At 44.4% G+C, this 22,713-nt stretch carries 21 protein-coding genes and 2 tRNA genes; 14 read left to right on the top strand and 9 right to left on the bottom strand.

Features of this window, described 5'->3' with window-relative positions:
• The first annotated feature begins 275 nt into the window (after window positions 1-275).
• Window positions 276-983 (top strand): ZIP family metal transporter, encoded by a 708-nt coding sequence (locus ACS8FD_RS03880; protein ID WP_439274548.1) that lies wholly within the window; start codon window positions 276-278, stop codon window positions 981-983.
• Window positions 984-1,561: 578 nt separating this feature from the next.
• On the opposite strand, the gene ACS8FD_RS03875 is transcribed toward ACS8FD_RS03880, so the two are convergent.
• Window positions 1,562-1,765, bottom strand: coding sequence for a CsbD family protein (locus ACS8FD_RS03875; protein WP_439274547.1), 204 nt, complete (start codon window positions 1,763-1,765; stop codon window positions 1,562-1,564).
• Between the two features lie 582 nt (window positions 1,766-2,347).
• On the opposite strand from ACS8FD_RS03875, the gene ACS8FD_RS03870 reads away from it, so the two are divergent.
• Both ACS8FD_RS03870 and ACS8FD_RS03865 read left to right on the top strand, forming a co-directional pair.
• Window positions 2,348-3,064: a TetR/AcrR family transcriptional regulator gene (locus ACS8FD_RS03870; protein ID WP_439274628.1), complete on the top strand. Its 717-nt coding sequence runs from the start codon at window positions 2,348-2,350 to the stop codon at window positions 3,062-3,064.
• A gap of 114 nt (window positions 3,065-3,178) precedes the next feature.
• Entirely contained in the window at window positions 3,179-5,413 is a 2,235-nt protein-coding gene (locus ACS8FD_RS03865) for a molybdopterin oxidoreductase family protein (RefSeq protein ID WP_439274546.1), read from the top strand.
• Between the two features lie 98 nt (window positions 5,414-5,511).
• On the opposite strand, the gene ACS8FD_RS03860 is transcribed toward ACS8FD_RS03865, so the two are convergent.
• Together ACS8FD_RS03860 and ygfZ are read right to left on the bottom strand one after the other, a co-directional pair.
• Entirely contained in the window at window positions 5,512-6,840 is a 1,329-nt protein-coding gene (locus tag ACS8FD_RS03860; protein WP_439274545.1) for a D-amino acid dehydrogenase, read from the bottom strand.
• 101 nt (window positions 6,841-6,941) lie between these two features.
• Window positions 6,942-7,712, bottom strand: coding sequence for a CAF17-like 4Fe-4S cluster assembly/insertion protein YgfZ (gene ygfZ / locus ACS8FD_RS03855; RefSeq protein WP_439274544.1), 771 nt, complete (start codon window positions 7,710-7,712; stop codon window positions 6,942-6,944).
• A gap of 281 nt (window positions 7,713-7,993) precedes the next feature.
• On the opposite strand from ygfZ, the gene ACS8FD_RS03850 reads away from it, so the two are divergent.
• The 3 genes from ACS8FD_RS03850 to hemL all read left to right on the top strand — a co-directional run bounded on the left by ACS8FD_RS03850 (window position 7,994) and on the right by hemL (window position 10,095).
• Complete coding sequence (locus ACS8FD_RS03850; RefSeq protein ID WP_439274543.1) at window positions 7,994-8,350, top strand: zinc ribbon domain-containing protein YjdM; 357 nt, start codon at window positions 7,994-7,996, stop codon at window positions 8,348-8,350.
• Between the two features lie 42 nt (window positions 8,351-8,392).
• Window positions 8,393-8,548, top strand: coding sequence for a hypothetical protein (locus tag ACS8FD_RS03845; protein ID WP_439274542.1), 156 nt, complete (start codon window positions 8,393-8,395; stop codon window positions 8,546-8,548).
• 245 nt (window positions 8,549-8,793) lie between these two features.
• Complete coding sequence (hemL, locus tag ACS8FD_RS03840) at window positions 8,794-10,095, top strand: glutamate-1-semialdehyde 2,1-aminomutase (RefSeq protein ID WP_439274541.1); 1,302 nt, start codon at window positions 8,794-8,796, stop codon at window positions 10,093-10,095.
• Window positions 10,096-10,182: 87 nt separating this feature from the next.
• On the opposite strand, the gene ACS8FD_RS03835 is transcribed toward hemL, so the two are convergent.
• Window positions 10,183-10,521: an Mpo1-like protein gene (locus tag ACS8FD_RS03835; RefSeq protein ID WP_439240676.1), complete on the bottom strand. Its 339-nt coding sequence runs from the start codon at window positions 10,519-10,521 to the stop codon at window positions 10,183-10,185.
• Between the two features lie 381 nt (window positions 10,522-10,902).
• Here ACS8FD_RS03835 and ppx point away from each other — a divergent pair, with 381 nt between their 5' ends.
• The 5 genes from ppx to ACS8FD_RS03810 all read left to right on the top strand — a co-directional run bounded on the left by ppx (window position 10,903) and on the right by ACS8FD_RS03810 (window position 16,871).
• Complete coding sequence (gene ppx, locus ACS8FD_RS03830; RefSeq protein WP_439274540.1) at window positions 10,903-12,429, top strand: exopolyphosphatase; 1,527 nt, start codon at window positions 10,903-10,905, stop codon at window positions 12,427-12,429.
• A 128-nt stretch (window positions 12,430-12,557) separates the two neighbouring features.
• The gene (locus tag ACS8FD_RS03825; protein ID WP_439274539.1) at window positions 12,558-13,361 is read left to right on the top strand and encodes an acetyl-CoA carboxylase carboxyltransferase subunit alpha; all 804 of its coding nucleotides are present in this window, start codon (window positions 12,558-12,560) and stop codon (window positions 13,359-13,361) included.
• Between the two features lie 257 nt (window positions 13,362-13,618).
• The gene (tilS, locus tag ACS8FD_RS03820) at window positions 13,619-15,172 is read left to right on the top strand and encodes a tRNA lysidine(34) synthetase TilS (RefSeq protein ID WP_439274538.1); all 1,554 of its coding nucleotides are present in this window, start codon (window positions 13,619-13,621) and stop codon (window positions 15,170-15,172) included.
• 129 nt (window positions 15,173-15,301) lie between these two features.
• Window positions 15,302-16,150 carry a pyrroline-5-carboxylate reductase gene (proC, locus tag ACS8FD_RS03815; protein WP_439274627.1) on the top strand — a complete coding sequence of 283 codons (849 nt, stop codon included), beginning with the start codon at window positions 15,302-15,304 and terminating at the stop codon, window positions 16,148-16,150.
• Window positions 16,151-16,301: 151 nt separating this feature from the next.
• Entirely contained in the window at window positions 16,302-16,871 is a 570-nt protein-coding gene (locus ACS8FD_RS03810) for a YggT family protein (protein ID WP_439274537.1), read from the top strand.
• A 102-nt stretch (window positions 16,872-16,973) separates the two neighbouring features.
• Here ACS8FD_RS03810 and ACS8FD_RS03805 read toward each other — a convergent pair whose 3' ends face one another.
• Complete coding sequence (locus ACS8FD_RS03805) at window positions 16,974-17,774, bottom strand: hydroxymethylpyrimidine/phosphomethylpyrimidine kinase (protein ID WP_439274536.1); 801 nt, start codon at window positions 17,772-17,774, stop codon at window positions 16,974-16,976.
• Between the two features lie 174 nt (window positions 17,775-17,948).
• Between ACS8FD_RS03805 and ACS8FD_RS03800 the strand changes: the two genes are divergently transcribed.
• From ACS8FD_RS03800 to ACS8FD_RS03790, 3 genes are all read left to right on the top strand, one after another.
• Window positions 17,949-18,038, top strand: a tRNA-Ser gene (locus tag ACS8FD_RS03800).
• 159 nt (window positions 18,039-18,197) lie between these two features.
• Window positions 18,198-18,274: transfer RNA gene (locus ACS8FD_RS03795), tRNA-Arg, on the top strand.
• Between the two features lie 191 nt (window positions 18,275-18,465).
• Window positions 18,466-19,110, top strand: a complete 645-nt coding sequence (locus ACS8FD_RS03790) for an RDD family protein (RefSeq protein WP_439274535.1) — start codon at window positions 18,466-18,468, stop codon at window positions 19,108-19,110.
• 56 nt (window positions 19,111-19,166) lie between these two features.
• Here ACS8FD_RS03790 and ACS8FD_RS03785 read toward each other — a convergent pair whose 3' ends face one another.
• From ACS8FD_RS03785 to ACS8FD_RS03770, 4 genes are all read right to left on the bottom strand, one after another.
• Complete coding sequence (locus ACS8FD_RS03785) at window positions 19,167-20,135, bottom strand: calcium/sodium antiporter (RefSeq protein ID WP_439274534.1); 969 nt, start codon at window positions 20,133-20,135, stop codon at window positions 19,167-19,169.
• Between the two features lie 228 nt (window positions 20,136-20,363).
• Window positions 20,364-20,744 carry an aspartate 1-decarboxylase gene (panD, locus tag ACS8FD_RS03780; protein ID WP_045443274.1) on the bottom strand — a complete coding sequence of 127 codons (381 nt, stop codon included), beginning with the start codon at window positions 20,742-20,744 and terminating at the stop codon, window positions 20,364-20,366.
• Window positions 20,745-20,890: 146 nt separating this feature from the next.
• Window positions 20,891-21,472, bottom strand: a complete 582-nt coding sequence (gene pth / locus ACS8FD_RS03775) for an aminoacyl-tRNA hydrolase (protein WP_439274533.1) — start codon at window positions 21,470-21,472, stop codon at window positions 20,891-20,893.
• 202 nt (window positions 21,473-21,674) lie between these two features.
• Window positions 21,675-22,385 carry a 50S ribosomal protein L25/general stress protein Ctc gene (locus ACS8FD_RS03770; RefSeq protein ID WP_439274532.1) on the bottom strand — a complete coding sequence of 237 codons (711 nt, stop codon included), beginning with the start codon at window positions 22,383-22,385 and terminating at the stop codon, window positions 21,675-21,677.
• Window positions 22,386-22,713: the final 328 nt, after the last annotated feature.

Here is a 22,713-nt window from a genome sequence, read left to right as displayed (position 1 = left end):
ATTTTAAGCTCCTAAAAGTATAGTCGCGACTTTATCCATATCGCTTGGAAGATAGTTTTGAAACATTTTCTTACATCATCATAATAGGGCGCAAAACTTGATAGTAGATGTCGTTTAAGTCAGTAAGTTGTAAGTAATGCAACAGCTTAAGTAATGAGTGAGAGCTTTTGGTTATAGCAGTATTGCTAAATAGCCTTTTTTCGCTAAAACTATTTTGGAGCAAGCCTAATCATTAGGTGAATAATACTAACAGGACGTTGTAGGAAATCTTAGCTATGCTATTCAAGCTCATTTTATATTCAGGCTTTGCCGGAGCGACGGTATTTATTGGCGGATTATTAGCCAATTTGTTTAATCATCATGTCAAAGATAGTCCCGTCAAATACGAGATTACTCATACTCTGATGTCGTTTGGGGCAGGCATTATATTGTCGGCATTAGCGCTAGTGCTAGTGCCAAAAGGGATGGAGGATCTGAGCGTCTGGGGTGTGATAGGGTCGTTCTTACTAGGCGCGATAGTCTTTATGGCTATTGACTATCGTTTGGCGAAGTCTGGCGGACAACAAGCGACTTTACTAGCGATGCTGATGGACTTTATTCCTGAATCAATCGCTCTTGGCGCGGTATTCGCTATTGAGCCACAGATGGCAGCATTATTAGCCGTGTTTATAGGTTTACAAAACCTACCCGAATCTTTTAACTCTTTTCGCGATTTGGTACAGAGCGGCTTTAGTGTCAAAAAGGCTTTAGCTATCTTCTTTGTATTAAGCTTCTTTGGCATACTATCGGCGCTAGCAGGTCATTTTTTATTGAGTAAACATCCTGATTTAACGGCTCATCTAATGACCTTTGCTAGCGGCGGTATCTTATATCTTCTAATTCAAGATATTATTCCTGAGAGTAAACTTGCTAAAAACTATCTGACACCGCTTGGGGCAACGTTAGGATTCTTGATAGGTATCATAGGTGAAATGCTGCTCTGAGGAGGTAAATCGCTTTCTTTATTCAGTCTTATATTCTAGCTTGTAAGCATATGCTTACAAGCATTGACGTTAACGCCTCTTAACAAGACAATTACATTTGGGCATTATAGTCACACGGCATCAGGGAATGTGACTCAAGGATTGAGTTAACCGAATTAGGGATAATATTTCAATAATCTAAGTCAGGATGACAAGGATTAGTGAAGTAAGGATACATGACCCATGCTGATGGCAGTAATGCCAGTAGCTAGTTGTATTAGAGCAGGATGCTCTGCTATCACACTATACTTGATGTGCTGCAAGGATGCAGTGGAATAAGTCGTGATAGGTAACAAGGATCGTTAACGATAAGACCGCATAGCAATGATTGTTATGCGGTTTTATAGTTTCTAAATTATGGTTTTTAACTCTTCGCTGTTTAGCTATATTGAGCAAAGCGTCAAAACATCTCTGTAAGTTAAAGCTAATATAGTAAAAACCGTATTGACTACTAGCCAATACGGTATAGGTATCTTATATCTATTTAAAAATTATATATTAGAAACTATATAACCGTTAATTATTAGTAAGTGTACCTATTAATAATTGTTCTCACGGCGCCAGTTGTCCACATCACGTTCGGCATCTTCTTTGCTATGACCATAGCGTTCTTGGACACGGCCTACTAGCTTATCGCGGCTACCTTCAATTTGGTCGAGATCATCATTAGTTAGATCCCCCCACTTTTGTTTTACTGAGCCTTTCATTTGGTTCCATTCGCCTTTTAGAGTATGTTCATTCATAGTGATTATCCTTGTATTAGCAGCTAATTTGGTAAAATAAAAGTCCTTCTATTTACCTATTTTTATAATATAGCTGATTAATGAATTTATATTCGCTAGCATTAAATTAACCATTATCGAACTTGCTTGACAGCTAATTAATGACTAGTGATTTTTACTATATAAATTATCGCCCCCGCTGTCTGTATTAACGGTGTTTTTAGTGTTGCTCAACGATTATAGAAACCACAAATTTATTATGGGTATGTAACCTTTGTAAGAATAAGCAAAAATTAGCATAAGACGTACATCTACATAGCTCATTATCTCAGTGAGGTATAGGATATGGCACATATAAGATTTAGACGTTATAAGTTAATTTGCCATCTTGCTAAATAAGATTATTTTCATCGTTATCGTTTTAGATTTTTTTGAATTGTCATGAAACTCTTCGGGTAGTCCTACTCATCTACCACTAGCTTATTCAGCTAATCTAATAATCAAAGCAATTAAATAATAGACAGGCAGCTTAAATGGCTATAACCTTATAGTCTAAATATTCGTCATGTGTGAAGATAATAAATAAAGGGCCAGTCTTTGAAAGTGAAACAAATAATCGATGATATAGGCGGTAAGGAAGAGGGGGTCGAAGAAGCGACCAGCCCATTGCCGCGCGAGCTTGCTAAAGCTAAGACGCGTAGAGCGATAATGAAAAGCGCCTTGCATCTGTATAGTACTGAAGGCAGCGCTGGCATGAGCATGAACAAAGTCGCTAAAGGCGCGGGGATTGCGCAGCCGAGTTTTTATAATCACTTTGCGAGTTTAGACGAGCTACAACAGGTGCTAAGCACGCGGCTTAAGGATAATTATCTATCGCCTATGCGTGCCGCTTGGATCACGATGATGAAGGATTATGTTTGGCTAACCGAGACGCAATTCAATCAGCGCTGTGAGCAGTGTCTTACTCATATCTTTGATGCTGCCTTTGTCAATATTGACTTATTTCGACGCTTAAACGAGGATCGCCTGCGCTGTAGCCCAACCTTTAACAGTCAGGCTTCGGCAAACTACGGTTTAAAACATTTAATCAATGAGATACAAGAAGAGTGGACACAAATATTCATCGAAGGTTTGACGTTATCTGACTGTGATTTTGTGGAGTCTGAAGTCAATCTGTGTGTCGATATTGCAGCGGCGCAAGTGCATGAGCTGATATTAGGCTGTCATCAACAGCGCTATACTCGAGTGCAAGCCATCACTATTTTATGTCAAAACTTAAATGCTTTATTCATACGTTTTTGGCAAAAAGACAGCGTTTAAAAACAGTGTCTAAGGTTGGATTTAAAACCTAAGCTCGTTTTCAGCAATAATTTTAACCAATAAATTCTAGCTGTCTTAAACCAGGATAAGACTCAACTACAAGGAAGTTAAATCATGATTAAAAGTATCTTTAATGATAAAAACAAGAATGATAAAAACAAGAATGATAAAAACAAGGCGGATGAGCAAACCCATTTTAGAACTTGCAATTTGTGCGAAGCGATGTGCGGTATTGTCGTCAAGCATGATGGCGAAAAGGTGCTGTCTATCAAAGGCGATAAGGACGATCCATTTTCACAAGGCTATATTTGTCCAAAGGCTACCGCATTGCAGGATCTGCACGAAGATCCTGATCGTTTGCGCCATCCTATCGAGCGCACCAGTGACGGCTGGAAAAAGATCAGTTGGGATGAGGCGTTAGATAAAGTCGCTGCTGGCATTAAGTCGGTGCAAAAAAAGTATGGCAAAAACGCTTTTGGGGTCTATCTAGGTAATCCTAATGTGCATAACTTAGGCGGTATGCTAACGATAAAGCACCTATTAGGCAGTGTAAAAACCCGCAGTCGCTTCTCGGCAACCTCTATTGATCAGCTGCCGCATCATATCATTAGCCTGCATCTTTTCGGTCATATGCTGCGCATCCCTGTACCTGACGTCAATCGCACTCAGCACATGCTCATCATCGGCGGCAATCCGCTAGCCTCTAACGGCAGTATCATGACCGCCGCTAATATGCGCCAAAAACTAAAAGATATCAAAGCTCGCGATGGTAAAGTGGTGGTTATCGACCCAAGACGCACCGAAACCGCCGATATCGCTAGCGAACATCACTTTATTCGTCCTGCAACCGATGTGTTACTGCTACTAGCGATGCTTAATGAGATCTACGCGCAGGGTTATGCTAAGAAGGCGCGCGCTAATAACAGAGCCGCTGATCTCGCGCCTGAGATTGAGCGTATGGCAGACTTTGCCAAAGGCTATAGCGCTGAGTCGGTAGCGTCTATTACGGGTATCGCCGCTGATGAGATTAAGCGGATGGTCAAAGAGTTCTGCGAGGCCGAAAGCTCAGTTTGCTATAGCCGTATGGGGGTCTCGGTGCAAGAGTTTGGATTATTAAGTCAGTATCTAGTGATGATTATCAATATCGTCACCGGACGCTTGGATGAAATCGGCGGACTGATGTTCCCCAATCCTGCGGTTAACGTCGTGCAAAATACCGGCCCCGGTTATCTGGGTAAACGCCACAGCCGCGTCAGTAATTTACCTGACTTCAACGGCGAGTATCCCGTAGTGGCTATGGCGGATGAGATGTTAGAAGAAGGCGAGGGACAGCTCAAAGGCTTCATGTGTGTCGCGGGCAATCCGGTGCTGAGCACACCCAATGGCGAGAAGCTAGATAAAGCGTTTGCAGAGTTAGAGTTTATGGTGTCGTTTGATTATTATGTGACCGAGACCAGCCGTCATGCCAATATTATCCTGCCGCCAGTCTCTGCGCTCGAGCGCGATCATTACGATGTGACCTTTAATGGGTTTGCCACCCACAATGTTGCCAAATATTCACCTGTGCTGTTTACTAAGCCCAAAGACGCGAAGCACGATTGGCAAATCTATTTAGAGCTAGCTGAGCGTTTGGATAAAAAAGCGCCGCTAGCGACCAAAGCCGAGCGTAAACTGATTCAAAAGCTAGGGCCACAGTTTGTGCTTGATCAAGGCCTGCGCCGTGGCCCTTATTATGGTCTCACTCTACGTAAGCTTAAAAAATACTCTCACGGTATAGATTTAGGGCCGCTAAAACCTATGCTGCCAGAAGCCATCAAGCATAAAGATCAACAAATTAATCTCAATGTTGATTTTTATGAAGCCGATCTCGCGCGGGTAAGTGATGTGATGACGAGCTATGACGATAGCCAAATTTTACTGATTGGGCGTCGTCATGTCCGTAGCAATAACTCTTGGCTACACAACAGTCATCGCCTAACTAAAGGTAAATCGCGCTGTACGCTAATGCTGCATCCTGATACTGCCAAAGCTCATGACATCAAAGATGGTAAAGAAGTCAAAGTCACCTCGCGTGTCGGTGTAGTGACTATTGTCGCTGAGGTCACTGACGAGCTGATGCCAGGCGTGGTGAGTATCCCGCACGGTTTTGGTCACGGTCGTAAAGGCGTCAAGCAAAAAATCGCTCAGTCTAATGCTGGCGTGAGTGTTAATGACTTAACTGATGATACTCTCATCGATAAGTTAAGTGGCAATGCGGCAGTGAATGGCGTACCTGTGACTTTGCAAGCGGTGGCGTCTGCCGAAGAGGATAACGAGACTACGGCAATCAACGATAAAGTCGTAGCTTAGTTTTTCAGACCAGCTTTAGGTCATAGTTTAAGAAAAAGACGCTTATCTTAGATAAGCGTCTTTTTTATCATTAATAATAAGCTGTTTTTATAAAGAGACTAGCGTGTAGCCATTCCAACAAAATTAAATTTTACTTTTGGCGTCTCATTTTGCATCAGCAGGCTAATGGCTTTAGCCGAACCGCAAGCGTGTGTCCAGCCTAAAGTACCATGACCGGTGTTAAGCCATAAATTATCAAAAGTTGCCTCGCTATTTTGGCTACCGTGACGGACTTTACCTAAATGCGCGCGGCCTATTAGCGGCACATTTGATGGCGTCATAGGACGCAGTCCTGTCCAATACTCAGCTGAATTAGCGACGATACCTTTCGGGAATAATTGCTGCACGCGTTTAGTAATGGCCTGACAGCGTGTCATATTCAGATCCATGTTATAGCCATTGAACTCCGCCGTGCCAGCCACGCGTAACTTATCGCCAAGTCGTGACATGACTAGCTTGTACTCATCATCGATTAAGCTAATAAAGGGCGCTAAATGCGGCGCGCGCGGATTGACGCGGTAAGTGGCAGAGTAGCCTTTAGCTGGGAAGATTGGTAAATTAATATTTAGCGGTTTGAGTAAAGGCACACTATAACTACCCAAAGCGATCACAAAGCTATCGGCGCTAAAAGTCTGCGCATTTTCGCCAGCAGGACGAATCGTAATACTATGCACCTGCGGACGATGCGAATGCACATCGGCGTTCAAAGCTAGAATTTCCGTATCGTATAGAAAGTTGACGCCTGCTTGCTCGCACTTGGCAGCCAAACGCTGAGTAAATAGATGCGCGTTGCCAGACTCATCACGGTTAGTATAAGTCGCGCCAATGAGCTTATGCGCGATAGGGTATAACGCAGGTTCGAGACTAGCCGCAGTATTAATATCGATAAAATAGCGCTCACAGCCGAGCTCTTGCATGCGCTCGGTCGGTGCAACCGCGGCATCGAACTCCGCTTGGCTCGTATAAAAATGCATAATACCGCGCGTTTGCTGCTCGTATTCAATATCGATATTGCGTCTGAGTTGCTGTAGCGCTGAGCGTGAATAAAGCCCTAAATTGACCATTTGCACTAGATTGGCATCGGCGCGATCGGCGCGGCATTCCTGCAAAAACTGCATTGCCCATTTTAGCTGTGCTTTGTCCGCGCGCAGGCGATAAAGTAGAGGCGCATCTTCACGAAATAGCCATTTGAGCGCTTTGAGTGGTGTTTTTGGATTGGCCCAAGGGGTGGCATGAGAGACTGAGATTTGTCCACCATTAGCAAAAGAAGTCTGCATACCAGCGGCCGATTCGCGCTCAATAACGGTGACTTTATAGCCTGCCTTTTGTAAATACCAAGCGGTCGTCACGCCTACTACTCCTGCTCCGAGTACCGCAATATGGCTCATAAATAAAAGTCTCTAGTGGGCTGTGGTTTTAGGGTAGCTTTTTATAGCAGTACAGCGGCAGTAGGCACATCAAATGTTTTACATTAATGTTTAACCTATAACTATTGCGGACGCGCGACATCAGCTTGTAAAGCAGTTGGTAAATCCAAAATAGTCATCTCACTTTCTGCTAACTGCTCTGGCCTCGCGACCACTAAAGCTTCAAAGCCACTATCGCCATCGGCTTTTGTGATAGCATTGACCACTTGAATCTTACCGAGTTTTTCGCCTGCTGTTGGCGTATCGCCTGTACCTTCTACATAGTGCAAAAAGGCCTTGGGGGCAGCTTTAAAATAAATACGAGCGATGACTTCTTGACCTAAATAGCAGCCTTTATCATAGTCCATACCGCCGCGCTGATGTAGGCGCAGCTCTTGCGGTTGAAACTCATTTTGAGTCGCTGACACTATCCAGTAATTACCCGTAGCAATACTTGTCTGCATCCAAGCCTGTGTTTCATCGGCAGTATTATGCTCCTCTTTATGACTAAAAGTGGGCTCATCGGCTAGGACACAAGGATAAATCGGCGTAGGCGCACTGGTCTCAAACTTTGAGAAAGCGCCAAACTTCTTGAGATGCGCTTGCAAAGCTTCGGCGCAGTCGCTACTTAAAACGACGTCGAACTGATTCTCGTCCTGCTTTTTTATCCAAAGTCCAAATTCGATACGTCCTTTTAGGTTACTAAGCGCAGTCGCCTGAAAGCTAAGGCCAAGCTTAGTTACATCGGCGGTCAGTTGACCTTGCAAAAACTTCTCAGCGTCGTCACCTGCAATCGTTAGTTGCACAAATGCAGGCTGCTGACTTTGATCAGATAAGGTAGTAGCGTCGCTCATTATTATTCCTATTATAATTTATACTTTTTGATTGATGAGGTTTGAATTATTTGAATGAATGGTTAAAAGATTTAAGAAGAGTAGCATAAAAATCAATCTCAAAAAAACCTCATGGTTATCTTTTACATTGGGCATGATAAGCGCTTTTCAAGCCAGACGATTACGCGTGCTCATTGGTCAAAGATAGCGACTTACGCTACAATGAGCAATAGAGAGTTAGTTTTATACTTTATTAATAATACGCCTAATGTTATGGCGGTTATATTGCTAATGAGAAAATTATGAGCTTACCCAATTGTCCTAAATGTGATGCTGATTATACTTATGAAGATGGCGCGCTACTGGTGTGCCCCATGTGTGCTCATGAATGGACGGCTGCCGAAGCAGATGCCGCCCAGACTCAGTCAGAGGAAGGCAGCATCGTACGTGACGCTGTCGGTAATGAATTGCAAGATGGCGATGCGGTGACGGTCATTCGCGATTTGAAAGTCAAAGGCTCGTCTACCTCTATTAAGGTCGGTACTAAAGTTAAAAGTATTCGACTACTTGATGATCCCGTAGATGGGCACGATATTGACTGCAAGGTCGATGGCTTTGGGCAAATGAAGCTTAAATCGTCAGTGGTTAAAAAAGCTTAAGGTATTTAGCTGGTTATTTTACCAAGTTTTAGCAAGCGCGAGTTGATTGAACCTCTAGTACGCCCATGCTGCGTCATTAGCGCGCTAATAGAGTCGCCGTTATCAAAGGCTTCGGCTAACCGCTTGTCTGTATTATCGCTCCAAGGGGTTCTAGCATTAGCAGGTAGTTTGGCTCGGCGCTCATCCGCTTCGATTTGATTATGTAGGGCAGGAATAGCGGTTTGGAGCGCTCTATGTATATCGCTTTCAAGACATAAATGCTTATCAAAAAGTGGCTCGTCTGATAAAGGACGAATCCCGTCGATGATTTTTTGGATAATAGTTATCGCTTTTATATCGAACTTACTTTAAGTAATTGTTATTTAAAATTTTTTAATTACTTCTAAATAAATTAAAACCAAGCAAGCTCAAAATGAACTTCAATAAAATAATAGAGACTAATTATGAGTACTAAAAACGAACAGCTCTTCGCCCAAGCCCGCAAACATATTCCAGGCGGTGTGAATTCCCCAGTTCGTGCTTTTGCAGGGGTAGGCGGTACGCCAGTGTTTATGCACAAGGCTTCTGGCAGCAAAATATATGACACTGAGGACAATGCTTATATCGATTATATTGGTTCATGGGGGCCAATGATCTTAGGGCATGCGCATCCCAAAGTGATCGACGCGGTCAAAAAAGCAGCGGACGATGGCTTGAGCTTTGGGACGCCGACACCGTTTGAAACCACGGTCGCGGATAAAATCTGCGACATCGTGCCAAGCGTTGAGATGATACGCATGACCAGCTCAGGCACTGAGGCGACGATGAGCGCTATTCGTCTTGCCCGCGGCTATACCAGCCGTGACAATATCGTTAAATTCGAGGGCTGCTATCACGGTCACTCCGATAGCTTATTGGTCAAAGCAGGATCTGGTATGCTCGATATCGGTGAGCCGACCTCCAAAGGCGTTCCCGCTGACTTTGCAAAGCATACCATTACTTTACCTTATAACGATCCACAGGCGATCAAGGACTGCTTTGAGAAGTGGGGCGACACTATTGCTTGCGTTATCGTGGAGCCGATTGCAGGTAATATGAACATGGTTATTCCTGAGCAAGCCTTTCATGATACGTTACGCCAAGAGTGTAGCGCTAATGGCGCGGTGCTTATCTTTGATGAAGTCATGACCGGTTTTCGCGTTGGTCTTGGCAGCGCACAGGCGCATTTCGGAATTGAGCCTGACTTAACCTGCTTTGGTAAAATTATCGGTGCAGGTCTACCAGTAGGGGCTTTTGGCGGTAAGCGTGAGATTATGGAATGTATCGCACCAATGGGCGGCGTCTATCAAGCGGGTACGTTATCGGGTAATCCGCTAGCGATGCGCGCCGGTATCGCTATGTTTGAAGATTTAACCGTTGATGGTTTTTATGACGATTTAGCCTCTAAAGTCGATCAACTAGTCGATGGTATTCAAGCGGCAGCTGATAAGCATGGTATTCATCTACGTACCAATAAACTAGGCGGCATGTTCGGTATTTTCTTTGTCAAAGACAGCGATACCCCAACCCCGATCAACTTCGATGATGTGACCGCTTGCGATATGGATAAGTTCAATACTTTCTTCCATGGCATGCTCGATCGCGGCATCTACCTAGCGCCTTCTGCTTATGAAGCGGGCTTTATGTCGATTAAGCATAGCAGCGATGATTTAGAAAAATCTGTGCAAGCTGCTGATGAGATCTTTGCAGAAATGGCGAAGGCATAAACGCAATGCTTTAAAGCTAAAAAGAAGCCAACATCGTTAAAGGTGTTGGCTTCTTTTGCTTTTAAGGTATTATGCTACCAGCAGTGGTCACTTTGCGCGCTTATCGTACTTAATATCTCTCAAGCTCAAGTTACCGCGCAGTACGTCGGTATACATACGAAAATCGCTAGCGAAACTTTTTAGAGGAAATTTAAAAGAGGCCGGTTTGTTTTTTTCAAAGAAAAAATGACCAACCCAAGCACAGCCGTAACCTGCGGCAATACCTTTGAGCAGAGGCTTGGGCGAGCGGGTCTGTATGGACTTTGCTAGTCCTAGTAGACCAAAGCTGCTACCAGCAAAGTGCAAACGGCGACAGGCCATGTTTTGATGCTCTTCTAAATAAAAGTCATAAAAATTTTGTTGCGCCTTACGCTTAGTTTCTGTCATTTCTTGACGACTTTGATTGGCTAGATGCTGATCAGCGCTAGCCGTGTTGCTATCATTAGCGGTTTGGGTATCCTGTCGAATAGTCATAGTAGCTTCCTTTGCTAAAATCATCTTTGTTAAAATTATTGTTAGGCTTTGGTGAATCGCCAATACGGTAGTATAGTTGATATTAGAGCATATCAGTACTTAAGTTCTTGTTATCTATCGTATATTGCTAAATTTAAATGTAGCAAATACTTCCCAGTAATACCAGTATTAAGCATTACTTGAAAGTCAGTTTTACACAACCTTTCGGTAAAGGTTTACATTGTTTGCTAGGATTTGGCATAAATGCTTTAATAAGCACTTTTATTTAACCCACATTTACGGTAATGCCACTTTATGCTCACAAACTACCCCGAAAATCCGCCACTTGCCGAAGACGAGCTGATGGCAGCGATAGATATCGGCTCTAATAGTTTTCATCTAGCTATCGGTCGGCTCGATCATGGTGAGGTGCGTAAAGTCGTCTCTATGTCTGAAAAGGTACAGCTAGCAGCAGGACTCGATGAGCACAACATTCTCAGTGCAGAAGCAGTGCGTCGAGGGCTTGATTGTCTGAGCCGTTTTACCGCGCGTCTAGACTCCGTACCGCCAGAGCGGGTGCGTATCGTCGCTACCAACGCCCTACGCCAAGCCAAAAATGCCGATGACTTTATTGCTCGCGCTAATGCGATTTTGCCCAATCCTATCGAGATTATCGCGGGACGGGAAGAGGCGCGATTGATCCATTTGGGGGTGTCGCACACCAATGCCAGTAGCGATAAGCGCTTAGTCATAGACATCGGCGGCGGCTCGACTGAATTTATTATCGGTACAGGATTTGAGCCGTTATTGACAGAGAGTTTGCAGATGGGCTGCGTGGCCTTCACCAAAAAATTCTTTGCTGATGGTCAAATCACTGATAAAGCCTTTACTAGTGCTATCGCTACTGCGCGTAAAGAAGTGCTCGCTATCAGCGGTCAGTACCAAAAAGCGGGATGGACGAGCGTCATCGGCTCCAGTGGCACCATCAAGGCGGTGCGTAATGTCCTAGTCTCCAAAGGCTGGGCCAATGAGCAAGAGTGCATTACTTATAAAGGCGTCAAAAAGTTAGAAAAATTATTGATCTCTATTGGTGATGTGAAAGACATTGAGCTTGAGGGTGTTAAAGAGCACCGAAAAGCGGTGTTTCCGGCAGGGGTAGCGGTACTGCGAGCCTTAATGAAGGTGCTCGGTATAGAGACCTTAGCTTATTCTGACGGGGCGTTACGCGAGGGTGTGATGTACGATATGCTCGGACGCTTTGCTAGCGAAGATGTGCGTGATCGTAGTGTGTTGGCCTTGATTAAGCGCTATTCAGTGGACAAAAAACAAGCCCGGCAAGTGGTCAGAACCAGCCGTCATCTTTTTAGGCAAGTACAAGATGACTTGCAGCTCAGCAATGATGACGGTGACCTATTGAGACGCGCGGCCTATCTACATGAAATAGGGCTGGCGATTAGTCATAGCAATTATCATCGCCACAGTGCTTATTTGCTAGGAAATTCAGACATTCCTGGTTTCTCCCAAGTAGATCAAAAACGTATGGCACAGTTAGTGCTGAGTCATAGGCGTAAGCTAAAAGGCGATATGCTTGAGCAAACCTGCAAGCTTGGCGGCGATCAACTGCTGTACTTGTGTTTGCTCTTAAGGCTTGCAGTATCCGCGCATCATAGCCGTAGCGAGTACGACTTACCTTTAATGGAGTTGGTCATTATAGACGCTACTCATTGGCAGATTACCGTGAGCACCGATAAAAAACACTATGCCTTCTTGTACTCTGATCTCTATGCTGACATCGAGCAGTTTGCAAAATGGGGTATTCAGCTTAGTGTGATTGAAAGTTAAGTTGACACTAGTTTTCTCTAAAAAAGCTAAGGTATCGGCGCTGCCATAGACATTGAGATGTGCTACTATAGCTTAATTGAGTTTACAACTGTACTGTAATCGTCTATAAAACTAAAAAGGATAAGTCTATGAGTACTGTTTGGGACAGCGTACAGCTGGCAAGACACGCAAAACGTCCACTGTTTATGGACTACGTCAATCAGCTATTTACGGAGTTTGATGAGCTGCATGGCGATCGCGCTTTTGCCGATGACAAAGCGATTTTGGGCGGCCTTGCCCGTTTCAATGGCAAGCCTGTGATGGTCATCGGTCAGCATCGTGGTCGTAGTACGCGCGAGCGCATCGCTCATAACTTCGGTATGGCGAATCCTGAAGGCTATCGCAAGATGATTCGTTTGGCGAAGATGGCTGAGCGTTTTAATATTCCGCTCATGAGCTTTGTCGATACTCAAGGCGCGTATCCTGGTATTGGTGCCGAGGAGCGCGGTCAAGCGCAAGCGATCGCTGAGAGCATTGCAGTATTTACAAGCCTAAAAGCGCCTATTATCGTCACTATCATTGGCGAGGGCGGTTCAGGCGGCGCGCTGGCAATCGGTGTTGGCGATAGAGTCAATATGCTGCAAAACAGTATCTACTCAGTGATCTCACCTGAGGGCTGTGCTTCTATTCTCTGGAAAACCGCTGAAAAAGCGCAAGATGCTAGCGAAGCATTAAAACTAAATGCGATTAACCTTTATCAGATGGGTTTGATTGATGCCGTCATTGATGAAGGGGAAGGCGCGCATGTGCAGCCGCAGCCGGTAATGGATGCGTTAAAGGCGTTGTTAGAAGAGCAACTGGCCGAGATAGTCGATATGGATGCCGATGAGCGCTGCGAGCAGCGTTATCAGAAGCTAAAATCATTCGATTCAGAGGTAATGCTGCCTGGCTAGTTTTTCAACAAAAGGCTTGGACTAGCTAGTCGAGCTTTTAGCTTAATAAACTGACTTAATGCTAAACTAAAACGCGCTATTTATTAGCGCGTTTTTTTTGGCTACCTGTTTTTATTTCAAGGTTTCCTTTTAGAGGTTAGAATAAATATAGGTGAGTCACCCTAAAACTGACACAGCACGCAAGGAAAACCTATACCAGTAGCACTGGTAAGATGAGCGTGTCAATTTAATTTTGAATTGGCTATATAAGAATAACTATGACAAATAGCGCTATTAAGTCTTATCCGATCAAGCCGATAGCAGAGTTAGCTGTCGATCAGCAGCTAGCAGCGGCCGTGTTAAGTAGTTTAGCAGATTATCATCAGCAGCTACTGGGCCGGCGAATTTGGCTAGCGTGTAGCGGTGGGCGCGATTCTTTGGTTTTAGCCGCGCTATGTTTGCAGCTTTATGAGCAAGGCCGCTTACCGTTTTTGCCGCAGCTGTTGCATGTCGATCATGGCTTGCAAGCGAATAGCTCGTTTTGGGCAAATCATGTTGCTAAGTGGGCCGCCGCTCAGCAGCTACCTTGTACTATTTTAAAAGCGGAAGTGCAAGGTCGAGATGAACAAGCGGCGCGGCAAGCTCGCTATCGCGTCATGCAAGAGTACATCAATCAAGGCGATGTATTGATGCTCGCACATCATGCCGATGATCAAGCAGAAACCGTACTGATGCGTTTGATTCAGGGCGCAGGCATTAAGGGTCTAGCCGCTATGCAGCCGTGGCGCGAGCAAGCGCAGCAAGGTCGTCATCACATCTTGTGGCGTCCGTGGTTGACGATAACTCGCGCCGCGATTAGTGATTATGCGCGGCGCTTGCAGCTGCCTTATATCGATGATCCTACCAACATTAGCGGTGACAACGTACGTAGCGGTTTGCGCCGTGAGGTTATGCCGTTACTAGCCAATTATAACCCTAACGTCATAGGCAATATCGCTCGTAGCGCGCAACTGCTTAGCGAAGCGCAAGCGATAGTGGAGGCGCAGGCTGAACAAGACTTGCAGATGACAGCGGTAGAAGTGCTTAAATTCTCTACCGCTCAGCAGGTGTTAGCTATCGATAAATTACAACTCTTATCCACGGCAAGGCAAAAGCAGCTACTGCATTACTGGCTAGCGCAGGATGAGCCGCTACCGCCAGCCAAGCAATTAGTCGATGATGTCTACGCGCTCACTCAGCGGCAAGACAACAATCATCAAACTGAGCTTGACTGGTACGCACACCTGCAGCACTACCGTATCTATCGCTATCGTCAGCAGCTTTATCGTTTGAGCCACGATTTTCTGAATTGGCTTGCATTAAATACGCTTGAAAAGAGCTATTGTTTATCAAAGAGTTTAGCTATTGATATTCGTAAGAGTATGGATACAGGCTATCTTTGGCAGCTAAAGATCGACTGGGATAAGCTTGACAACGATCAATACCAAGAGCTTATCGATAATAAAATCAGTCTCAAGATAACGCCATTAGGTAGACAGCAAAAGATACAAACCATGACCATGGGACAAGCGCAAGCCGGTAAAAAGCTTTATCAGACGCTAGCTATCCCTGTTTGGTTGAGGGATAGTTTAGTGGTAGTTAGCGCAGTTATAACAGACACTGAGATTGTAAATAATGATGAGCATGCAAAAACAGCAGTGCCGTTGCTACTTTTATCACCGTTTCATAGCTGGACTTTAAAAAGCGATCTATCCCACCGTGATATTGCTGAAAAGCTGACTGTATTGAGCAAAGCTTGCGTTAATGTTTTGCAAGAAGCCAGCAAACTCTAAGCCCTTGAATTTATCAAACGACAATAATAGCAGTATGCTAAACTAGACCCCATTTTAGCGCTATCACTTTGAATACTTTTGACTATTTCTAACAAAGTTATATTAGAAATTGCTAATTAGGAGATTATGATGTCAGAACAAAATAATAACTCAGTCCTTAATAATAAAAAAATCAGCTTTATCGGTGGCGGTAATATGGCGCAGGCGTTAATCAGTGGTCTTGTCGGTTGTGGTGTTAAGCCTGAGATGATTACAGTCGCTGATCCAAGTACCGATATCCGTCAGCAACTAGATGCTAAAGGCTTAAATACAGTAGATCCTACTGCCGATGCTACGACTGCGGTAAAAGACGCTGATTTAGTCGTATTAGCAGTGAAGCCGCAAGTTATGAAAGCGGTCGTTAGCGGCTTCACGGATGTGCTCGACAAGCAATTAATTGTCTCAGTTGCCGCAGGTCTATCAACGGATATTTTAGCGGATATGCTCGGCGGTTATCAAAACATCGTTCGTGCTATGCCCAATACTCCGGCGATGATACAGATGGGGGCGACGGGTCTGTACGCTACTGATAGTATTGATGAGCAGCAAAAGCAGCTTGCCACTGCGGCTATGGAGGCTTCAGGCCTAGTAATGTGGGTTGAGGACGAGGAGCACTTGCATGCGGTAACGGCAGTATCTGGTTCAGCGCCTGCTTATATGTTCTATTTCCTTGAGTCGATGATTGATCGCGGTGTGGCGCTAGGTTTAGATAAAGAGCAAGCCTCAGCACTGGCTATGCAAACCATGCTAGGCGCGGCCAAGATGGCGATGGGTAGCGATGATACGCCTGCTGAGCTACGTCGCAAAGTTACCTCACCGAATGGCACCACGCAAGCGGCGATTGAATCGATGCAAGCCAATGAGGTCGGCCGACAGATAGGCGAGGCGATGCAAGCTTGTTATGATCGTAGCCAAGCGCTTAGCGAAGAGATGAAATAAAACGCGTGCGCCCACAGTGCTATTTAGTGCCAATATATAGTACAAATAACTAATATTAGTAATGAGTATCAATAACACAGGTCGCTGTAAACATAGCGACCAGCAAATGAATTGTGTAGTCTCTTTATACCGACGTCTTGAGTAGCCTTTAATGAACAACGTACTATTACAGATTTTTGATTTGGTCACCACCTTTGCGATGCTGCTGATTTTTATCCGCTTTATGCTGCAGTTTGCGGGGATGGATGCGCGCGACCCTATGATTGCGCCGGCTTATAAAGCGACGCATATCGTCGATGTATTTGGCCGTATCTTTCCGACTTTAGGAGGAGGGCGCATTAGTATTGCTGCCATCGTGTTGATGTTTTTGATTCGACTCATAGATATCTCAGGAAAAGCGGCGTTAATGCATAAAGGTATTGCCCCGATTCCACTATTTTTTCAGGGTACACTCAGCCTGATTCTAGACTTTTTAAGATTGAGTCGTTATTTGATTATTGGTTCTATCATCGTCAGCTGGATAGTGGTGTTTACTCAGTCCCAGCATCCGATTATTGGTATCATCATGCAGCTTGCTGAGCCTATTCTAGCGCCATTTCGCCGTATTACGCCGAATTTAGGCATGCTTGATCTCTCACCGATCATTGCCTTCTTTGCAATTTATTTGATAGAGATAATGGTTGGAGCCGTCGCTGCTAGCTTGATGCCAATGCTAGGCTAAGTTTTTTTAACATGCCTTAATATAATAAAAGCCCTACCGTCATCTGTTATGCGGGTAGGGCTTTTTGTTGTGTGATTATTTTGGTTAAACTTTACATGCTTATCAACTCTTAGTTTTAACAAAGCGGTTGGGTATCAGCTGCGCTTGCAAATCATCAGGATGGGGATTGTCCGCCGCTCTTAACGTCTGGGTAATCCAAGTATCCGCGGCCTTTACCGCAGCGGCTACCTCGTCGCCTATCGCCAAGCGTCCTGCGATGTAGCTGGCAAGTGAGCAGCCAGAGCCATGAAATTCACCGTCTAAGCGCAGCAGCACACTCTTATGTATCATCTCGCCCTCTATATACAGATACTGTTCAATATCGCCGCTATCGAAGTCATGCGAGGTTTTAACGAGTACGGCGTGGGTACCCTGAGCGCAGAGCTTTTTTGCCCCTACATGTAAGTCTTGCTCGCCGCTTAAAGCTCGCAGTTCATGGGTGTTTGGAGTAATCAAAGTCGCGTAGGGAAGGAGTTGCTTAAAGGCTGCTACTAAAGTTGCCTCATCACCTAAGCTGCCACCACTATTGGCGACGAGTACCGGATCGAGAACAAAAGGGGTGTTTTTTTTAATCACTTTGTTAGCGAATAATCGAGTCAGCATTTTTATATTATCAGTCGTTCCAAGCATGCCGGATTTGATCGCCTTGACTGGCAAATCATTGAGTACCGCCATCGCTTGATTTCTGACTAATTCGGAGTCACAAGGCTCAAAGCCTAAGACCTGCTGCGAGCTTTGTATGGTAATAGCGGTGCAAGCGACAGTAGCATGAGCGCCTGCTTGCCCAATGGCTTCGATATCGGCTTGCAAGCCTGCTCCGCCAGAAGGATCTAGACCTGAAAAACAAAGGACGACTGGACGCATAATTTTTCCTTAGAGTTGTTTCTGTAATAATCCATGAGATAAAAATTAAATTATAGCAAATACGGCTGCAACGCTTGCAATTCGTTTTGGCTTTGTTATAATACTCGCCCACAGCATGAGACGTATCGCTAGCATCGATACTGTATTCTATCTTATAGAAGTCTTATCTTGTTCGGTGAAGTGGGTGAGTGGCTGAAACCAGTTCCCTGCTAAGGAACCATACGTGTAAGCGTATCGAGGGTTCGAATCCCTCCTTCACCGCCATTTATTCGGTTCATTGTAGATAGCTCAGTTTAAAAACAATATTTGAAAATAATCTTGTTTAAATGAGCAAAGTTATTGACAACGTCGAAATTATCTATATAATGACCAACCTAATTTGCTACAAAAGTTATATACTGCGTAGTAGATGATGTGCAATAAGCGCCTGTAGCTCAGTTGGATAGAGCACTTGGCTACGAACTAAGGGGTCGGGAGTTCGAATCTCTCCAGGCGCACCATTTGCATTATCAATGTTTTAAAAGTTAGCAAAGAACACCCTAAATCAATCGCCTGTCTTCTGACATTTGGCGGTTTTTTTGTGCTTGTTGATTTTATCGTTATGATTGTCTAGATCTATCATAGCTTTATGATAAACCTCTTAATTACGGTACAATAGGCTATCATTTGATGCCTGCTATGAGCTTAAGCTATGCCAAAGAGTAAAAAAAGAGCGACTGTCAAAACAAAAAGTCCACGCCACCAAGCGACTACGCCCATGCCGGCGGAAGAGCCTACTATCGCTAAACCAACCACTAGGCTTGCTGCTATCGTTTATGATGGCATGCTTATACTTGCCTTGCTTTTCTTAGTAGGTACGGTACTGACGGTGGTAGGCACGCTACTGACTATGCAGACGGGTACAGAATCCGCGCAAGCCCGCTCGCTGCCAGTTTGGTATCAAAACATAGTGATGACGCCGTCGTTTATCTTAACCTTAGTCGGATTTTATGGACTGTTCTGGCGACGCGGCGGTCAAACCTTAGGCATGCAGACTTGGCGACTCAAAACAGTCAATGACTCAGGCCATCTACTAACTTGGGGCCAGTCTTTTAAGCGCATTATGGCTGCCAGTATAATGCCGCTTATCTTGGGCATTATTGGCAGCTTGATAGGCGGGTCACGCGCTATTATTTTGACTAGCGCGTTTTTGGGGTTGATGTTCAACTATGCCTTTTGTCTGTTCAATCGCCGCGGTCTGGCAGTGCAAGATATGATCTCCAATACTATCACCCTAAAGATGCCAAAAACTGAGAATGAGGGTCTATGGCGGGTTATTAGAAACCGTAAAAATTAGCACCACTCTCCTGCTTACTGTTATTGTTGTATATTGGCAGCTCAAATCACAATCGCTTATACAGAGACCGTTTGTATTAACCAGAAAGTATAACCGACAAAGAACAATACTAAAGTGGCACCAGAGCTGCGGCCGAAGCTGTGCTTGGTTTTAAAAGCAAATAAACACATCACAAATAGTAATATAGTGAGCAGCCCCATTGCTAATATATCACGTGACAGAATGATGGCATTCGGGGTGATTGGTGCAATAAGCGCGGCAAGTCCGACGACCGCTAAGGTATTAAAAATATTAGAGCCAATAATATTACCTAAAGCCATATCATGCTCGCCCTTACGCGCCGCTGACAAGCTTGCCACTAGCTCCGGTAGGGAAGTACCAACAGCGACAATCGTCAGGCCAATAATAAGCTCACTGAGGCCCCAAAAAGTCGCAAGCTCAACTGCGCCCCAAACAATAGCGCGTGAGCTTAATATCAGTACTAGCAATCCTAAAAATAGCGCACCGATACCACGAATAGCGCTTGTCTCTTCTGCACTTTCTAGAACAGGATCATCTTCGTGCTCATGATTGCCTTCTCGTAGGCTTAAGACGATCTGAATAGCTAATATCAACACCAGCAGGACAATGAGCACGATACCGTCAGTATGACTCAACATGCCATCACTGAGCTGCCATGCCGCGACTGCTGTCACTAATAATAATAGTGGCATATCACGATTGATGATGCTTTTGCGAATGATGATTGGGCTTATTAATACCGTCGCGCCCAATACTAGAGCGATATTGATAATGTTAGAGCCGTAAGCATTACCTAAAGCCAGATCAGGGCTACCCTCCAACGCCGCTAGTGCTGAGACCACCATTTCGGGAGCTGAGGTACCTAAGCCTAATATCACTACGCCGATCAAAAAACTAGGAACGTTTAATTTATTGGCCAATACCACCGCGCCATCAATAAAGACATCTGCGCTCCATACTAAAATAGCTAGGCCCACGACTACTGCAACAATTGCCAACCACATTAGGGTTATCCTTTAGATATATTTAACATTTGAGGGTAAGTATTTTATCTTAAAAACGGTACGTCAAAGTATCTTATCTATAATAAAAGTGCATAAAAAAACTGAGCCTAAATAGACTCAGTTTTTAGAAGTATAGTCAGCGAGCAATAAAGCTAATCAACGAATGATCGATAGTAGCTCTAATCTCGACCACAGTATTGACCACAATATCAAATAGTATCGGACGCTTTAAGCGACCTGTACGGGAATGATATTAGCAGTGTCTTTAACGGTATTGTCTTCATTGCAATACACGAGCTTAGGCTGATAAGTCGCCGCTTCTACTTCATCAAAATGCGCGTAGGCACAGATGATGACGATATCGCCTAAGTCTGCCATGTGTGCTGCTGCTCCATTCAAGGAGATAATGCCAGAGCCTGCCTCCGCGCGAATAGCATAAGTGCGAAAACGCTTACCGTTAGTGACATTATAGATATCAATCGATTCATTCTCGCGTAGACCTGCTAGATCTAATAAGTCGCCGTCGATACCACATGAGCCTTCATAGTGTAGCTCGGCATGGGTAACACGGGCACGGTGCAGTTTGCATTTGAGCATATTAAGTAGCATAAAGTGCTTCCTTAGTGAAACGAGTATTAAAAGGTATAACGAGTATTAAAGGGTGTAACGGTATTAAGAACAGATTAAATGAGCGAAATCAAAAGGTTAATGGGGCCAATTTTGTCAAAATAAAAGGCTGGCGCAATTTTATAGCATTACTCTGGTAATTTAAAGCTATTGATTTGCGAGCGCGCTTTTTCGATATCGCCGTCTAAGAGTAAAGGTAGCGCTTCAAAGGCCGTCGTTAACGCACTCTCAATAGCGATTTGTTCATTGGCAGCAGGCTTTGAGAGCACGTGACCGGTCACTTTTGACTTATGGCCAGGGTGACCGATACCAACGCGCAAGCGATGAAAGTCATTACCGATATGCGGAGTGATATCGCGCAGACCATTATGGCCGCCATGGCCGCCAGCGGTTTTGAGTTTAATGCTACCGGCGTCGATATCGAGCTCGTCATGAGCGATCAGTAGCTCATCATTGGCGATGTTATAATAATTGACCATAGGGACGACCGACTGACCCGATTTGTTCATAAAGGTGAGCGGCAGTAGCAAACGCACATCATGACCGTGCACTTGCCCGCGACCGGTGACGCCATGGAACTTTTTATCCGGGCTCAGAGTAATATTGAACTGATGAGCGATATGCTGTACGAACCAGAATCCAGCATTATGCCGCGTGAGCATATACTGCTCGCCAGGATTGCCAAGACCAACGATTAGTTTTATCGCCATAATATACTCTGCCTAAAAATGAAGAACAAGCGCTACCTAAAAAGCTAAACCTAACCATAAATATGATTTAAATAAATAACGACTCGAGTTGTTTGTTCAAATCATACTGACAAAAACAGCAGGAGATCTCAATCACCTGCTGTTTTTTTATAGCACAAGCCTACTCATAGTCGAACTAGAGTAGGGGTTTACTAAAGGATAATTACTCAGCGTCTTTATCGTCGCCGTCTTTATCTTCAGCAGCTTCTTCACCTTCGCCGCCTTGCTCAGTGGCTGGTACTTCATCAGCATCCACTTCGTCTGCATCTTCGTCCACTTCTTCAAGCGTTGGTGGCAACATGTTAACGATAGTGCGGTCGTGCGCATCTTCCATATCAAGATCGAAGATAATGACGCCTTCAGGCAGCTCGATATCTGATAGACGGAAAAGATCACCGATCTCCATACCTGAAACATCAACTTCGAGGTATTCAGGAAGCTGTGAAGGTAGAGCAACGATTAGAACTTCAGAAACTAACGTTGATAGAACACCGCCTTCTTTGGTACCAGGCGCTTCTTCACGGCCTGAGAAATGTACAGGGATGTTCATGTTGATTTTCTGGCCTTTTACAATGCGCTGAAAGTCAGCATGCATTGGGAAGCCTTTAGCAGGATGACGCTGCAAGTCTTTGATAACGACTTGGTGCTCATCGCCTTTATCAGTAGTAATAGTTAAAACTTGTGAGAAAAACGCTTCGTATTCAAGCGACTTTACCATCTCGTTTAGTTTGATAGAGATAGCCGTTGGCTCCTCATTACCACCATAAATAATAGCGGGTACTAGATTCTGCTTACGTAGGCGGCGGCTCGCACCTTTACCTTGTTGTTCAGCAGAGCGGTCAACCGCGTTAATTGCAAAATGATCAATAGCCATGGATATAATCCTATAGAGTGTATGTGAAGTATCTACCAGCATCAAAACTTGCGACCAGTCCACTACTGGATGATTGATACTTTAAAAAGTGCTGAGTTAACTACCTATATCTATAAAATTTATCTGTAAAACGATAGATAATAAGCAATGAGCAGCACAGGCGCGCATTATACGTGTTTTTGTCGCAATAATAAAGGGTTGAAAAGATTATAAAAATTGATAAGTGAATGAGAAAAAGCCCACTTTGTCAATTTGAGATCTAAAAACCGTAGCAAAAATAGCAACCAAGAATTTTAAAACAAAAAAAGCGCTAAAGGGTGACTTTAGC

This window comes from Psychrobacter sp. 1U2 (genome assembly GCF_051847575.1).
Note: the sequence above shows the minus strand (reverse complement) of the source record. Positions and strands in the feature narration are given on the sequence as shown.

What these genes read in the sequence shown, in the direction of transcription:
- ACS8FD_RS03865 (WP_439274546.1), top strand. Translation starts at nt 3,179, where the DNA reads ATGATTAAAAGTATCTTTAATGATAAAAACAAGAATGATAAAAACAAG.
- ACS8FD_RS03785 (WP_439274534.1), bottom strand. Translation starts at nt 20,135, where the DNA reads ATGTGGTTGGCAATTGTTGCAGTAGTCGTGGGCCTAGCTATTTTAGTA.
- ppx (WP_439274540.1), top strand. Translation starts at nt 10,903, where the DNA reads ATGCTCACAAACTACCCCGAAAATCCGCCACTTGCCGAAGACGAGCTG.
- hemL (WP_439274541.1), top strand. Translation starts at nt 8,794, where the DNA reads ATGAGTACTAAAAACGAACAGCTCTTCGCCCAAGCCCGCAAACATATT.
- ygfZ (WP_439274544.1), bottom strand. Translation starts at nt 7,712, where the DNA reads ATGAGCGACGCTACTACCTTATCTGATCAAAGTCAGCAGCCTGCATTT.
- panD (WP_045443274.1), bottom strand. Translation starts at nt 20,744, where the DNA reads ATGCTACTTAATATGCTCAAATGCAAACTGCACCGTGCCCGTGTTACC.
- ACS8FD_RS03825 (WP_439274539.1), top strand. Translation starts at nt 12,558, where the DNA reads ATGAGTACTGTTTGGGACAGCGTACAGCTGGCAAGACACGCAAAACGT.
- ACS8FD_RS03880 (WP_439274548.1), top strand. Translation starts at nt 276, where the DNA reads ATGCTATTCAAGCTCATTTTATATTCAGGCTTTGCCGGAGCGACGGTA.
- ACS8FD_RS03810 (WP_439274537.1), top strand. Translation starts at nt 16,302, where the DNA reads ATGAACAACGTACTATTACAGATTTTTGATTTGGTCACCACCTTTGCG.
- ACS8FD_RS03805 (WP_439274536.1), bottom strand. Translation starts at nt 17,774, where the DNA reads ATGCGTCCAGTCGTCCTTTGTTTTTCAGGTCTAGATCCTTCTGGCGGA.
- proC (WP_439274627.1), top strand. Translation starts at nt 15,302, where the DNA reads ATGTCAGAACAAAATAATAACTCAGTCCTTAATAATAAAAAAATCAGC.
- ACS8FD_RS03860 (WP_439274545.1), bottom strand. Translation starts at nt 6,840, where the DNA reads ATGAGCCATATTGCGGTACTCGGAGCAGGAGTAGTAGGCGTGACGACC.
- ACS8FD_RS03850 (WP_439274543.1), top strand. Translation starts at nt 7,994, where the DNA reads ATGAGCTTACCCAATTGTCCTAAATGTGATGCTGATTATACTTATGAA.
- ACS8FD_RS03835 (WP_439240676.1), bottom strand. Translation starts at nt 10,521, where the DNA reads ATGACAGAAACTAAGCGTAAGGCGCAACAAAATTTTTATGACTTTTAT.
- pth (WP_439274533.1), bottom strand. Translation starts at nt 21,472, where the DNA reads ATGGCGATAAAACTAATCGTTGGTCTTGGCAATCCTGGCGAGCAGTAT.
- ACS8FD_RS03875 (WP_439274547.1), bottom strand. Translation starts at nt 1,765, where the DNA reads ATGAATGAACATACTCTAAAAGGCGAATGGAACCAAATGAAAGGCTCA.
- tilS (WP_439274538.1), top strand. Translation starts at nt 13,619, where the DNA reads ATGACAAATAGCGCTATTAAGTCTTATCCGATCAAGCCGATAGCAGAG.
- ACS8FD_RS03790 (WP_439274535.1), top strand. Translation starts at nt 18,466, where the DNA reads ATGCCAAAGAGTAAAAAAAGAGCGACTGTCAAAACAAAAAGTCCACGC.
- ACS8FD_RS03770 (WP_439274532.1), bottom strand. Translation starts at nt 22,385, where the DNA reads ATGGCTATTGATCATTTTGCAATTAACGCGGTTGACCGCTCTGCTGAA.